Raw genomic sequence first — 12,860 nt, 5'->3', positions numbered from 1 at the left:
GGGGGCGGGGGGGGGGGGGGGCCCCCGCGGTTTGGGGGGGGGGGGGGGGGGGGGGGGGGGGGGGGGGGGGGGGGGGGCGGGGGGGGGGGCCCCCCGCCGATGGCGGCCCCACCGCCGTACACCGGCGTGGTGGCGAACTCGGCGAGCACACCGGGGTCGATCCCGCAGTGGGCGAGGGCCGCGGCGGTCACCGGCATCCGGGCGCGGTCCGCACCATCGGCGATCTTCACGGCGACGGCCCGGCCGTCGGGCAGCGCCGCGATCTGGACGCCCTCGAAGCCGTCCTTGGCGATCAGGCCCGGTACGGCGCGCATCAGCCTCGCCACGTCCCGGTCGGGGCCGGAGGCCATGTCCGGGTGGGCACGCAGGGCGGCCGCGACCCGGCGCTCGGGGGTGTCCATGGCGCCGGATGCGATCCGGGCGGCGGCCGTCGCGAGGCCGCGCAGGGAGACGGAGAACAGCGGCGCGCCGCAGCCGTCGACCGAGACCCGGGCGACGCGCTGCCCGGTGAGGTCTTCCACGGTGTCGGCGATCAGCCGCTGGAGCGGATGGGCGGGGTCGAGGTAGTCCCCCAGCGACCAGCCGCGCAGCCGGGCGGTGAGCAGCATCGCGGCGTGCTTGCCGGAGCAGTTCTGGGCGAGCCGGGTGGGCTCGCCGCCGTCGCGCAGCCAGGCGTCGCGCTCGGCGGCGCCGTACGGCAGGTCCGGGGTGTTGCGCAGATCGGCCTCGGTGAGCCCGGCCCGGTCGAGGATGCGGCGCGCTCCGTCCAGATGGCGCCGCTGACCGGAGTGGCTGGCGGCGGTGAGCGACAACAGCTCCCCGTCCAGCGGCAGCCCGGCCCGCAGCAGGCCGACGGCCTGGACGGGCTTGAGCGCGGAGCGCGGGTAGCAGGCCACGTCGATGTCGCCGGCCTGGAACTGGACCCGGCCGTCTGCGGCCAGGACGACGACCGAGCCGTGGTGGACGCCTTCGATGGCCCCGCCGCGTACGACATGGGCGAGCGGCACATGGCGGGGTTCACGGAGGGCGGGTGGCTCGGCCGGGGTGCGGCGGGTCGCGTCGTCGGTCCGTCCGAGGGGGCTGTTCATGGTGGTGCTCTCGTGGTCGGAGGTGTTCACGGGGTGGGATTCCTCCAGGAGGTGGTGGAGGGGGAAGACGGCCGGGGGGTGGCCTCGGTCGCGGAGAAACGATTCCTCAGTATGCGTTCGGCGGGGCACCTCGTAAGCGCCCGGTGGGACCCCCGCACGCGCTCGCGGGCGCCGCCCTCGTATGTGCTCAGCGGGAGTCCTTCATCCGGCTGCGGGCCGCGTACCAGCCGATGACCAGCGCCGCCAGGATCGCCGGAAGCGCCATGATGGTGAGTCGGCTGGGTCCGCCGTCCGCCCACATCAGGACCAGGACCGAGGCGAGGAAGCCCAGGGTGACGATCTCGGTGTACGGGGAGCCGGGAAGCCGGTAGCCGGGGCGGGTGACCCGGCCCTCCTGGGCGCGGCGCCAGAACAGCAGATGACAGAGCATGATCATGGCCCAGGTCGAGAGGATGCCGATCGCGGCGAAGTTGAGCACGATCTCGAACGCCTTGCTCGGCACCACATAGTTGAGGCCCACGCCGAGCACACAGAAGAAGGAGGTGAGGAGGATGCCTCCGTACGGCACATGGGTACGGCTCATGGCGCCGGTGAACTTGGGCGCGGAGCCGGACATCGCCATCGAGCGCAGGATCCGGCCGGTGGAGTAGAGACCGGAGTTGAGGCTGGACATCGCGGCGGTGAGCACGACGAGGTTCATCACCCCGCCGGCCGCCGGGACGCCGATCTTGGACAGCACGGTGACGAACGGGCTCTGGTCGCCCGAGTAGGAGTCGGAGGGCAGCAGCATCGAGAGCAGCACCACCGAGCCGACGTAGAACAGGGCCACGCGCCACATGATGGAGTTGATCGCCTTGGGCATGATCTTCTCGGGGTTCTCGGTCTCGCCCGCGGCCACGCCGACCAGTTCCACCGAGGCGTAGGCGAAGACAACGCCCTGGATGACCAGCAGCATCGGCAGCGCACCGTGCGGGAAGACACCGCCGTGGTCGGTGATCAGGCTGGGGCCGGTGTCGGTGCCGGCCACCTGCTCGCGGGTGACCAGCAGGAAGATGCCGATCGCCATGAAGACGACGAGCGCGCCGACCTTGATGATCGCGAACCAGAACTCCAGCTCGCCGAAGATCTTCACCGAGATCAGGTTGACCGTGAGCACCACGGCCAGCGCGATCAGGGCGATCACCCACTGCGGGATCTCGGTGAACATCCCCCAGTAGTGGGTGTAGGTGGCCACGGCCGTGATGTCGGCGACCCCGGTGGTGGCCCAGTTCAGGAAGTACATCCAGCCCGCGACGAAGGCGCCCTTCTCGCCGAGGAACTCACGGGCGTAGGAGACGAACGCTCCGGAGGAGGGCCGGTGCAGCACCAGCTCACCCAGGGCACGCACCACCAGGAAGGCGAAGATGCCGCAGACCGCGTACGCCACCGCCAGCGAGGGCCCGGCGTCCTTGAGCCGCCCGCCGGCACCGAGGAAGAGGCCGGTGCCGATGGCCCCGCCGATGGCGATCATGTTGACGTGCCGGGCCTTGAGGGACTTGCTGTAACCGGCGTCGCCCGCGTCCACGTGCGCGGGAGTCCCGGCCTGCTGCTGTTGGCGATCTTCTTGCCGGAGGGACTGCTCGCTCACGCCTGCTGTCCGCCTTCTGTCGGTGCTGTCGTCCGGTCATCCGCCGTGGCGGGCCGCACGATGGAGGTCAGGGTGGTCTCCACGCGCTCGAGGTGGTGGGTCATCGCCTCCACCGCGTCGTGCTCGGACCCGTCGGCGAGCGCCTCGACGATCGCCCGGTGTTCTCGGTTCGACTGCTCACGGCGGCCGCCGAGTTCATTGAGAAATGCCGACTGCCGGGCCAGGGCATCGCGGATCTCCTCGATGACCCGCCGGAAGACCGGGTTCCGGGCCGCCTGGGCGACGGCGAGATGGAACAGCGTGTCCATCGCCACCCATGCGGTGGTGTCGGTCTCCCGCTCCATCCGCTCCAGCAGATGGGACAGGTGGTCGAGGTCCTCGGCGGAGCGGCGCAGCGCCGCGTAGCCCGCCACCGGGATCTCGATGTGGTGGCGCACCTCCAGGAGGTCGCTTGCGGCGTAGTCGCCGAAGGTGGGATCCTCCACCGGCCCGCTGGAGATGACGAAGGTGCCCTTACCGGTGCGCGAGGCGGTCAGCCCCATGGTCTGCAAGGCCCTGAGGGCCTCACGGAGCACCGGCCGGCTGACCTCCAGGCGGCGGCAGAGCTCGGCCTCGGAGGGGAGTTTGTCCCCCACCGCATAGTCGCCGCGCTCGATCGCTTCCCGGAGGTGGGTGAGAACCGCTTCCATCGCGCTGACGCGGCGAGGGAGACGTCCACCTGTCTGGCTGTCTGACAAGTTCACGCGGAGATCCTCAGGCGTACACCGGAGGGTTGTCAAGGGCCGGCTTTCCCCTCCCTAGCAGCCCTTCTGTGTTGGTATGGGGTATTCATCCCGAGCGCCGGAGACAGCATGCACCACCGCCTCGCCACCGCCACCGCCGCCCTCCTCCTGCTCTGCGGCCCGGCCGCCGCGGGCTGTGGCGGCGAGACGGAGGCGCGCGAGGTCGGCGTGGTGCTGCCGCTGCTGACCTCGCCCTTCTGGGAGGCGTACAACAACGACATCCCGAAGGAGGCCCGTGAGGCGGGCGTAGAGGTGCTGCCGACGGTCAACTCCGAAGGCGACCCGGGCAAACAGATCACCGATATCAACAATCTGCTGGCCCAGGACGTCAAGGGCCTGGTGGTCTCCCCCATCGACTCCGTCGCCGCCGGCCCCGGGCTGAGCGCCGCCCGGCGCGCCCATGTGCCGGTCGTCGCCGTCGATGTGGCGCCCGAACGGGGCAAGGTGGCCATCGTGGTCCGGGCCGACAACCGCGCGTATGGCGTCAAGGCGTGCCACGGCCTCGGCCGGGCGGTGCGGCGGGGCACGGTGGTGCAGATCCAGGGCGATCTGGCCTCGGTCAACGGCCGGGACCGCACGGTCGCCTTCGACCGCTGCATGGCGCGGCGCTACCCGGACATCAAGATCCTGAACATCCCGGCGGACTGGCAGGCGGAGAGGGCGGCGGCCGGTCTGGAGGCCCTCTACACCGCCCACCCCGGCATCAAGGGCATCTACCTCCAGGCCGGCGGCGTCTATCTGGCGCCCACCCTGCGCACCCTCCAGCGCCACCACTCCCTGGTCCCGGTGGGCCACCGCGGCCATATCACCATCGTCTCCATCGACGGGACCCCGCAGGAGCTGGACGCGATCCGTGAGGGGCTCATCGACGCCACCGTCTCCCAGCCGGCGAACCTCTACGCCGCCTACGCCATGCGGTACATCAAGCAGGCCATGGCCGGGAAGCGCTTCACGGCGGGGCCGAGCGGCCACGGCAGCACGATCGTCCGGCTGCGCGGCGGCTATCTGGAGGACCAGCTGCCGGCCCCGCTGGTGACCCGGGCCAATGTCGATGACCGCTCCCTGTGGGGCAACCGGGCATGACCGAGGAGCCGCCCCGCCGGCCGAGGCCGCAGTGACCGGCGGGATCGTTCTCGTGGCGCCCGTCATCGCACGGCTCATCACCGGGGAGGCCCAGGAGTCATATTATTAAGGAAAATGTATCCGCAGATGGGACGGGTGCGATGGCCATCCCCCAGGGAATCGCGCCGACCGAGACGCATGTCCCGTTCGACATGGCGGATGCGGCCTCGGCGCTGATCGACGCCACGGGGACCATCATCGGCTGGACCCCGGCGGCGGAGAGACTCCTCGGCTATCCGGCGGCGGAGGTGATGAAGCAGCCGGGCAGGATGCTGCTGGCGGCGCCGGAGGACGCGGTGCAGGCCGAGGCGATCGGCTCATGGTGCCGGGCGCACCAGGGCTGGGGCGGCCTGGGCCGGCTCCGGCACCGGGACGGCCGCCGGATCGAGGTGGGGCTGCGGATCTCCGCGATGTGCGACGCGGGCGACGACGGCTCCTGGCTGGTCTCCGGGATCGATGTGGGCTCCATCCCGACCTGGGCGCTCAGCGGCTCGCTGCTCCAGGCGTTCCTCACCCGGTCGCCGGTCGGGATGGCCGTACTCAGCCCGGATCTGCGGTATGTGTGGACCAACGACACGCTGGAGCGCTACGGCGGGCTGCCCCGCGAGGAGCGGATCGGGCGCCGGATGTCGGACTGCCTGCCGGGGCTGGACACCGAGGCGCTCGAAGCGCGGCTGCGGCAGGTGCTGAGGACCGGCGAGCCGGTGATCGACTACGAGTACCGGGGCTGGACGATGGCCGCGCCCCACCAGGAGCACGCGTACTCGACCTCGTTCTTCCGGCTGGTCAACGCCGAGGGCCGTCCGGTGGCCGTGTGCTACATGGTCATCGACGTCACCGACCGCTGGCGGGCCCGGGAGCGGCTGGTCCTGCTCAACGAGGCCGACGCACACATCGGCAGCACCCTGGACGTGATGCGCACCGCCCAGGAGCTGGCCGACTTCGCGGTGCCGCGGCTCGCCGACTTCGTCACCGTCGATCTGCTGGACTCCGTACTGCGCGGCGAGGAGCCCCTGGAGGCCCCCGGCGAGACCCTGCCCGTCTTCCGCCGCGCCGGTCAGGCATCGATCCGGGAGGGGTGCCCGGAGTCCATCGCGGAGCTCGGGGACACCGTCGCCATCTCCCCCACCTCCCCCCTCGCCTGCTGCTACTTCTCCGGGGAGGCCCTGCTCGACCCCTTGATGGGGCACGCCATGAGCGCCTGGTCGGGGGAGGATCCTGCGCGGGCGGCGAAGGCGCGCGAGTTCGGGATGCGCTCGCTGATGGTGGCGCCGATCGGGGCGCGCGGCGCCCTCCTGGGGGTGGCCTCGTTCGTCCGCTCCCGGCATCCGGAACCGTTCGAGGACGACGATCTGCTCCTCGCGGAGGAGCTGGTCGCACGGGCCGCGCTGAACATCGACAACGCCCGCCGCTACAGCCGTGAGCACGCCGCCGCGCTGGCCCTCCAGCGCAGTCTGCTGCCGCACGCCCTCAGCGGCGGCCAGGCCGTCGAGGTGGCCTCGCGCTACCTCCCCACGGACGCGCGCAACGGGGTCGGCGGCGACTGGTTCGATGTGATCCCGCTGTCCGGTGCCCGGGTGGCGCTGGTGGTCGGCGATGTGGTCGGGCACGGCATCAACGCCGCCGCCACCATGGGCCGGTTGCGGACCGCCGTGCACACCCTCGCCGATATGGACCTGCCGCCCGAGGAGCTGCTGGCCCACCTCGACGACCTGGTCATCCGGCTCACCGAGGAGGAGACCGGGCAGGAGGGCGTGGCGGCCGCGGTGCTGGGCGCCACCTGTCTGTACGCGATCTACGACCCGGTCACCCAGCGGTGCACGATGGCACGGGCGGGGCATCCGACCCCGGCGATCGTGGACCCCTCGGGCGAGGTCTCCTTCCCCGCGCTGCCCGCCGGTCCCCCGCTGGGCCTCGGGTCGCTGCCGTTCGAGTCGGCGGAGCTGGAGCTGCCCGCCGGAAGCCTGATCGCCCTCTACACCGACGGGCTCATCGAGACCTGCGACCAGGACATCGACATCGGCCTCGGCCGGCTGAGCAACGCCCTCGGCCAGGCCGTGCTGCCGCTGGAGGAGCTCTGCTCCACGGTGATCGACACCCTGCTGACCTGCCCGCAGACCGACGATGTGGCCCTGCTGCTGGCCCGTACGCACGGTCTGGGCACCGGACATGTCGCCTCCTGGGACCTGCCCTCCGATCCGGCCGTCGTGGCCAGCGCCCGCTCGCTGGTGATCCGCCAGCTCGCCGAGTGGGGGCTGGACGAGCTGATGACCACCACGGAACTGATCGCCAGCGAGCTGGTCACCAACGCCATCCGCCATGGCACCGGCCCCATCCGGCTGCGGCTGATCCGGCACGACGTACTGACCTGCGAGGTGGCCGACACCAGCAACACCTCGCCGCGGCTGCGCCACGCCCGCACCACCGACGAGGGCGGCCGCGGGCTGTTCCTCGTCGCCCAGCTGACCCGCCGCTGGGGCACCCGCTACACCGAGGGCGGCAAGCTCATCTGGGCCGAACAAGACCTCCCGGAATCGGCATGAAGCACGCGACGGCGCACCCCCGCCCTGTTCATGATCGGCTGACTCCCGCACACTGGCCCTGTGCCGACAGGAGGGGAGCGTCCGAGGTGCGGAGGCGGGGCGGCGGCGAGGACGTCTGGGGGCGGCGGCTCGCCTCCCCGTGGTGGCGCGGGGCGATGGCGCTGCTCGCGGGAGCGCTGCCCGCGCCGGCCTTTCCCGCGCCCTCGCTGTGGTGGTGGGCGTATGTCGCGCTGGTGCCCTGGCTGCTGCTGATGCGCGCGGCGCCCACCGGCCGCCGGGCGATGCTGGACGGCTGGCTGGGCGGCGCGGGGTTCCTGCTCGCGGCGCACCAGTGGCTGATGCCGAATCTGCATGTGTTCATCGTGATACTGGCGCTGCTGCTGGGGCTGTTGTGGGTGCCCTGGGGGTGGCTGACGCACCGGCTGCTGCACGGCCGCCCGGGTCCCCGGCAGGTGGCGGCGGCGCTGGTGCTGCTGCCGTCCGTATGGCTGATGGCCGAGCTGGTCCGGTCCTGGCAGTACCTCGGCGGGCCCTGGGGGCTGTTGGGCGCGAGCCAGTGGCAGGTGGCGCCCGCGCTGCGGCTGGCCTCGGTGGGCGGGGTGTGGCTGCTCGGCTTTCTGCTGGTCGTGGTGAATGTCGCGGTGACCGTGCTGATCGCGGTGGCCCGGGCCCGTACGGTGGCGCTGGCCGGGCTCACCGCGTGCGGCGCGGCGGCGGCCGGGATGTGGGCCTGGGTGCCAACGGCCAAGGAACCCGGGACGGTACGGATCGCGGTGGTGCAGCCGGGGGTCATCCAGGGGCCGGGGCCGCGCTTCGAGCGCGGCGCGGAGCTGACCCGGCAGCTGGCCGACCGCCATGTCGACCTGGTGGTGTGGGGCGAGAGCAGCGTGGCCCAGGATCTGACCACCCATCCGGAGCTGGGCCGGCGGCTGGCCGCGCTGTCCCGGACGGCCGGCGCGGATCTGCTGGTCAACGTGGACGCGCGGCGCGGCGATATGCCCGGGATCTACAAGAGTTCGGTGCTGATCGGGCCGAACGGCCCGACGGGCCAGCGCTACGACAAGATGCGGCTGGTCCCCTTCGGGGAGTACATCCCGGCCCGGCCGCTGCTGGGCTGGGCCACCTCGGTGGGCAAGGCGGCCGGTGAGGACCGCCACCGGGGCACCGAGCCGGTGGTGATGAAGCTGCCGGATTCCCTGCGGATCGGGCCGCTGGTGTGCTTCGAGTCGGCGTTCCCGGACATGAGCCGGAACCTGGTGCGGGACGGGGCGCAGGTGCTCGTCGTCCAGTCCTCGACCTCGACCTTCCAGAAGAGCTGGGCGCCCGCGCAGCACGCCTCGCTGGCCGCGCTGCGCTCCGCCGAGACCTGGCGGCCGATGGTGCACGCCACGCTGACCGGGGAGAGCGCGGTGTTCGGGCCGCGCGGCGAACCGGTGGGTTCCCGGATGTCCACCAGCACCAGCGCGGCCACCGTCTACACGGTGCCGCTGGGGCAGGGCACGAGCCCGTATGTGCGGATCGGGCCCTGGCCGGTGTACGGGGCGATGGCGGCGCTGGCCGTCTACTGCGCGGCCGAGGGGGGCCGGGCGCTCAGACGGCGGGCGGACCGGCCATCGGACCGGTCGCCTGACCAGCGGACTCCAGGGCGTCCCTGACGATCCGTTCGCACAGCTCATGGGTGCGCAGCGCGTCCTCGGCGCCGATCCGCCGCCCGGAGCGCACCGCGTCCAGGAAGGCGTCGGTCATCTGCTCGATCCCGCGCTGCCGCGCCACCGGTACCCAGTCGCCCCGGCGGCGCACGCTCGGCTGGCCCTTGTGGTCGACCACCTCGGCGAGGTTGAGCACCTGCCGCTTGGTGTCCTGACCGGAGACCTCCAGGACCTCCTCGGTGGAGCCGCTCATCCGGTTCATCACGCCGAGCGCGGTGAACCCGTCCCCGGACAGCTCCAGCACCACATGGTGTATCAGTCCGCCGCGGATCCTGGCCCGCACACCGATGTGGTCCACCGGGCCGGGCGCGAGGAAGCGCAGCGTGTCGACCACGTGGATGAAGTCGTCCAGGACCATGGTGCGCGGGTCCTCCGGGAGGCCGACGCGGTTCTTCTGAAGCAGGATCAGATCGCGCGGATGGTCCAGGCACTGCGCGTAGCCGGGCGCGTAACGCCGGTTGAAGCCGACCATCAGGCTCACCCCGCGCTCCTCGGCGAGCCGTACGACCCGTTCGCTGTCGGCGAGGTGGTACGCGAGCGGCTTGTCGACGAAGGTGGGCACCCCGGCCTCGATCAGCCGGGTGACGAGGTCGGCGTGGACCTCGGTCGGGGCGTGTACGAAGGCCGCGTCGAGCCCGGCCGCGAGCAGCGAGTCGAGGTCGGCGTGGCGCTGCGCGTCCGGGACGCGATGGGTGTCGGCGACCCGCTGGAGGGTGGCGGGGGTGCGGGTGTGCAGATGCGGCTCCAGGCCGGCGCGGGCCATGAGCACGGGCAGATACGCCTTCTGCGCGATGTCGCCGAGCCCGACGCAGCCGACCCTCATGTGTTCTCCCCGGTTCCCTCGGTCATGCCTTCCGCTGTGCCCCCGAAGGATACGTGCGGGTGGGCGGGCGCCAGTCCGCTATGCCGTCGAAGGCGCGCAGGGCCAGACCGGGGACGAGGCGGCCGACGGCGGCCATCGCGGCGTCGCGGAGGGCGACGGCGGGGGCGCCGGTGAGGGTGATCATGCGGGCGGTGCGCGCCGAGCGCCGCACCACGTCCATCGTCCGGGGCAGCCGGTCGCGGGTGTAGGCGGCCAGGGCGGCGGAGGGGTCGGCCGTGCCGGGGACCAGATGGTGGGCGAGGACGACGGCGTCCTCGATGGCCTGGTTGCCGCCCTGCCCCATCGTCGGGGCCATCGCATGGGCGGCGTCGCCCAGGAGGGCGACCCGGCCCCGGTGATAGGCGGGCAGGGGCTCGGCCATGTACCGGATGTCATGGCGCAGCACGTCCTGGGGCGCGACGGCGGCGAGGATGTCGGGGACGGGCCGGTGCCAGTCGCCGTAGAGCCGCAGCAGTTCGGACCTCTCGTCGTCGGGGGCCCGGCCGCCGGGCGGGGCGACGGCCGCCGCGTAGGCGTAGACCCGGCCGTCCTTGAGCGGCTGGGTGCCCCAGATCCGGCCCCTCCCCCAGGTCTCATGGGGCTCGAACGGCCGGTCGGGGGCGGGGATGACGACACGCCAGGTGGTGAATCCGGCGTAGCGGGGCCCTGGGTGGTCCGGGAAGAGCGTGCGGCGGACGGCCGAGTCGATGCCGTCGGCGCCGATGACGAGGTCCGCCTCGTACACGCCGTCCTCGGTGGTGACCCGGGCCGGGCGGCCGGCGGCGCCGGGGTCGGCCAGCCGGGCGGCGGTCCCGGTGCGGACCACGCCCTCGGGCAGCCGGGAGACGAGCAGGTCGACGAGGGTGGCCCGGTGGAGGAGGACCAGCGGGCCGCCGAACCGCTCGGCCGTCGCGGCGCTGTCCAGCCGGGAGAGCCAGCGGCCGCCGGGGGTGCGCAGCCCGCCGCCGCCCTGCCAGGCGGCGAGCGCGCGGACGTCGTCGCCGAGGTCGATGGCGTCCAGGGCGCGCTGGGAGTTGGGGGCGAGGGAGATTCCGGCGCCCACGGGCTCGAGGCGGGCGGCCCGCTCCAGGACGGTGATGGACCAGCCGCGGCGGTGCAGGGCCGCGGCTGCGGTGAGCCCGCCGACTCCGGCACCGATGACGACGGCATGAGGCTGCTGCATGACTCCTCCAAGCCAACTACAGGTGTAGTACTCATGATATTACTACATCTGTAGTGCGGGTGGCGGATGGGCTTAGGTTGGCCCCATGAGCGATGATCGAACCGCCGCCTCCGCGTCCGCCGCACCCGGCTCCGTGTCCGCGTCCTCCGCGCCCTCGGCGGCCTCCGCCTCCCGCGCCGAGCTGATCGCCGACACCGCCCTGGCGCTGCTGGCCGAGCGCGGGATGCGGGGGCTCACGCACCGCGCGGTGGACGAGGCGGCCGGGCTGCCGCTCGGCTCGACCTCCAACCACGCCCGGACCCGCGCCGCCCTGCTCAAGGCGGCGGTCCGGCGGCTGGCCCAGCGGGAGGCGGAGGTGCTGGCGCCCGACGAGATGCCGCGCCCGGCCGGCGCGCCACCGGACGAGGCCGATCCGGTCGCGGGGGCGGCCGACGCGCTCTCGCTCGCCCTGCACCGCTCGCTCACCGCCCAGCGCGATCTGCTGATCGCCCGCTACGAGCTCGCACTGGAGGCGACCCGCCGCCCCGAGCTGCGCGAGTTCTACGACGCGACAGGGCGTGGCTTCCGGGAGCCACTGGAGGCGATGATGACGGCGCTGGGCTCCACCGAGCCCCGGCGGCACGCGCGGTCGCTGGTCGCCTGGTGCGAGGGGCTGATGTTCAGCTGCGTCGCGGGCGCCGACCACGACGCCGTACCCGACCGCGCGGCACTGCGCACCGGCTTCGAGGAACTGCTGCGCGGAATGCTGGACGGATGACGCGCGGCCGGGCCGGGTGGGCGGATGGCGCGCGGCGGGCCGGGAGCCGGACGACACGCCGCGGACCGGGAGCCGGAGGACAGGGAGCCGAACCCCGCACCGCGGGCAGGGTGGACGGATAACACGTGGCGGGCCGGGAGACCGGACCGTCATCATGACCGCCATGACGAGCACAGAACGCACCGACGCACCCCGCACCGCCGATGAACGCACCAGCCTGGAGGGGTGGCTGGACTTCCACCGCGCGACCCTCGCCCTCAAATGCGAGGGGCTGGACGACAGACAGCTGCGCGAGGCGTCGGCACCGCCGTCCGAGCTGACCCTGCTCGGGCTCGTACGGCATATGGCGGAGGTCGAGCGGGGCTGGTTCCGGCGGGCGCTGGCCCAGGAGGACACGCCGCCGATCTGGTACGGCGAGGAGGACCCGGACGGGGATTTCCACTTCACCGACGGGGACACCGCCGAGGGCGCCTTCGCCATCTGGCGGGAAGAGATCGCCAAGGCCAAGGAGGCCGCCGCGGGCCGCTCACTGGACGATGTCATCACCCGCCCCGGCCGCGGCGACTACAACCTGCGCTGGATCTATCTGCACATGATCGAGGAGTACGCCCGCCACAACGGCCACGCCGACCTCATACGCGAACGGATCGACGGCGTCATCGGCGACTAGTGGTGCCGTGTCGGACGAGGCCGCGGGGCAGGCGCCCCGCGGCCTTTACGTATGCCCGCGAGGACACCGGGCGGACGCGGTAACGCGGCGCCGTATCGGCGCCCATGAGGGCAGGGCCGCGCGCACCGCGACAGACGGTGCGCCGCGGGAAGCGGGGATGACCATCGGAGCCCTCCTTGGAGGCGGCGCGCCGCCGAGAACCAGCCATCGCGAGGCAGTTCAGGGCACGCGGTCCGGACGCGGACAGAAACAATCCGAGCACGTACGAACTCTCGGCGCAAGACCTCACGCCCGCCGCGATCATCTTTCGTTCATCTGCGTGAAGTCGGGAAAGACGGCCGACACCTGGGGAAAATACGAGGTCAGCAAGGGTGTCCCAGCTGCGGTGACCACTCCGGCGGGCGGGCTGATCACAAAAAAGTTCAGCCGTACCCCTTGCCAGAACCAGATCGTACGCGTTCGGATTAATTGCATCGGCGGCGCCCGTGAGACCCACGTCTCCGCATGAAGACACCTG

The 12,860-nt window shown here is 72.5% G+C and carries 10 protein-coding genes; 5 read left to right on the top strand and 5 right to left on the bottom strand.

Going from position 1 to position 12,860, the window contains the following annotated elements:
• The 3 genes from NQU54_RS38380 to NQU54_RS38370 form a co-directional block, all read right to left on the bottom strand.
• Positions 1-1,088: asparaginase (locus NQU54_RS38380; RefSeq protein ID WP_257635025.1), on the bottom strand; the 1,088-nt coding region annotated here is incomplete at its 3' end.
• A gap of 187 nt (positions 1,089-1,275) precedes the next feature.
• Positions 1,276-2,715, bottom strand: a complete 1,440-nt coding sequence (locus NQU54_RS38375; protein ID WP_257635021.1) for an amino acid permease — start codon at positions 2,713-2,715, stop codon at positions 1,276-1,278.
• A complete protein-coding gene (locus tag NQU54_RS38370; protein WP_257635020.1) occupies positions 2,712-3,458 on the bottom strand; it encodes a FadR/GntR family transcriptional regulator in 747 nt (248 codons plus the stop codon). Before NQU54_RS38370 ends, NQU54_RS38375 begins: the two co-directional genes overlap by 4 nt.
• A 108-nt stretch (positions 3,459-3,566) precedes the next feature.
• Here NQU54_RS38370 and NQU54_RS38365 point away from each other — a divergent pair, with 108 nt between their 5' ends.
• From NQU54_RS38365 to lnt, 3 genes are all read left to right on the top strand, one after another.
• Complete coding sequence (locus tag NQU54_RS38365) at positions 3,567-4,580, top strand: sugar ABC transporter substrate-binding protein (RefSeq protein WP_257635019.1); 1,014 nt, start codon at positions 3,567-3,569, stop codon at positions 4,578-4,580.
• 140 nt (positions 4,581-4,720) lie between these two features.
• Positions 4,721-7,162 (top strand): SpoIIE family protein phosphatase, encoded by a 2,442-nt coding sequence (locus tag NQU54_RS38360; RefSeq protein ID WP_257635018.1) that lies wholly within the window; start codon positions 4,721-4,723, stop codon positions 7,160-7,162.
• A 155-nt stretch (positions 7,163-7,317) separates the two neighbouring features.
• On the top strand, positions 7,318-8,817 hold the full coding sequence (lnt, locus tag NQU54_RS38355) for an apolipoprotein N-acyltransferase (protein WP_257635024.1): 1,500 nt from the start codon (positions 7,318-7,320) through the stop codon (positions 8,815-8,817).
• Here lnt and NQU54_RS38350 read toward each other — a convergent pair.
• Together NQU54_RS38350 and NQU54_RS38345 are read right to left on the bottom strand one after the other, a co-directional pair.
• A complete protein-coding gene (locus NQU54_RS38350; protein ID WP_257635017.1) occupies positions 8,753-9,694 on the bottom strand; it encodes a Gfo/Idh/MocA family protein in 942 nt (313 codons plus the stop codon). The two genes, lnt and NQU54_RS38350, sit on opposite strands and share 65 nt — an antisense overlap.
• Positions 9,695-9,716: 22 nt before the next feature.
• The gene (locus NQU54_RS38345; RefSeq protein ID WP_257635016.1) at positions 9,717-10,916 is read right to left on the bottom strand and encodes an FAD-dependent monooxygenase; all 1,200 of its coding nucleotides are present in this window, start codon (positions 10,914-10,916) and stop codon (positions 9,717-9,719) included.
• An 85-nt stretch (positions 10,917-11,001) separates the two neighbouring features.
• Between NQU54_RS38345 and NQU54_RS38340 the strand changes: the two genes are divergently transcribed.
• Entirely contained in the window at positions 11,002-11,673 is a 672-nt protein-coding gene (locus NQU54_RS38340; RefSeq protein WP_257635015.1) for a TetR/AcrR family transcriptional regulator, read from the top strand.
• A gap of 163 nt (positions 11,674-11,836) precedes the next feature.
• Positions 11,837-12,343 carry a DinB family protein gene (locus NQU54_RS38335; protein ID WP_257635014.1) on the top strand — a complete coding sequence of 169 codons (507 nt, stop codon included), beginning with the start codon at positions 11,837-11,839 and terminating at the stop codon, positions 12,341-12,343.
• Positions 12,344-12,860: the final 517 nt, after the last annotated feature.

It is taken from the genome of Streptomyces malaysiensis subsp. samsunensis (genome assembly GCF_024519315.1).
Classification (GTDB): domain Bacteria; phylum Actinomycetota; class Actinomycetes; order Streptomycetales; family Streptomycetaceae; genus Streptomyces; species Streptomyces malaysiensis.
This window is presented reverse-complemented; position numbering and strand designations above follow the sequence as displayed.

Excerpts from the sequence above, each read along its gene's own strand:
- lnt (WP_257635024.1), top strand. The coding sequence starts at position 7,318 with ATGGCGCTGCTCGCGGGAGCGCTGCCCGCGCCGGCCTTTCCCGCGCCC.
- NQU54_RS38335 (WP_257635014.1), top strand. The coding sequence starts at position 11,837 with ATGACGAGCACAGAACGCACCGACGCACCCCGCACCGCCGATGAACGC.
- NQU54_RS38365 (WP_257635019.1), top strand. The coding sequence starts at position 3,567 with ATGCACCACCGCCTCGCCACCGCCACCGCCGCCCTCCTCCTGCTCTGC.
- NQU54_RS38340 (WP_257635015.1), top strand. The coding sequence starts at position 11,002 with ATGAGCGATGATCGAACCGCCGCCTCCGCGTCCGCCGCACCCGGCTCC.
- NQU54_RS38350 (WP_257635017.1), bottom strand. The coding sequence starts at position 9,694 with ATGAGGGTCGGCTGCGTCGGGCTCGGCGACATCGCGCAGAAGGCGTAT.
- NQU54_RS38345 (WP_257635016.1), bottom strand. The coding sequence starts at position 10,916 with ATGCAGCAGCCTCATGCCGTCGTCATCGGTGCCGGAGTCGGCGGGCTC.
- NQU54_RS38360 (WP_257635018.1), top strand. The coding sequence starts at position 4,721 with ATGGCCATCCCCCAGGGAATCGCGCCGACCGAGACGCATGTCCCGTTC.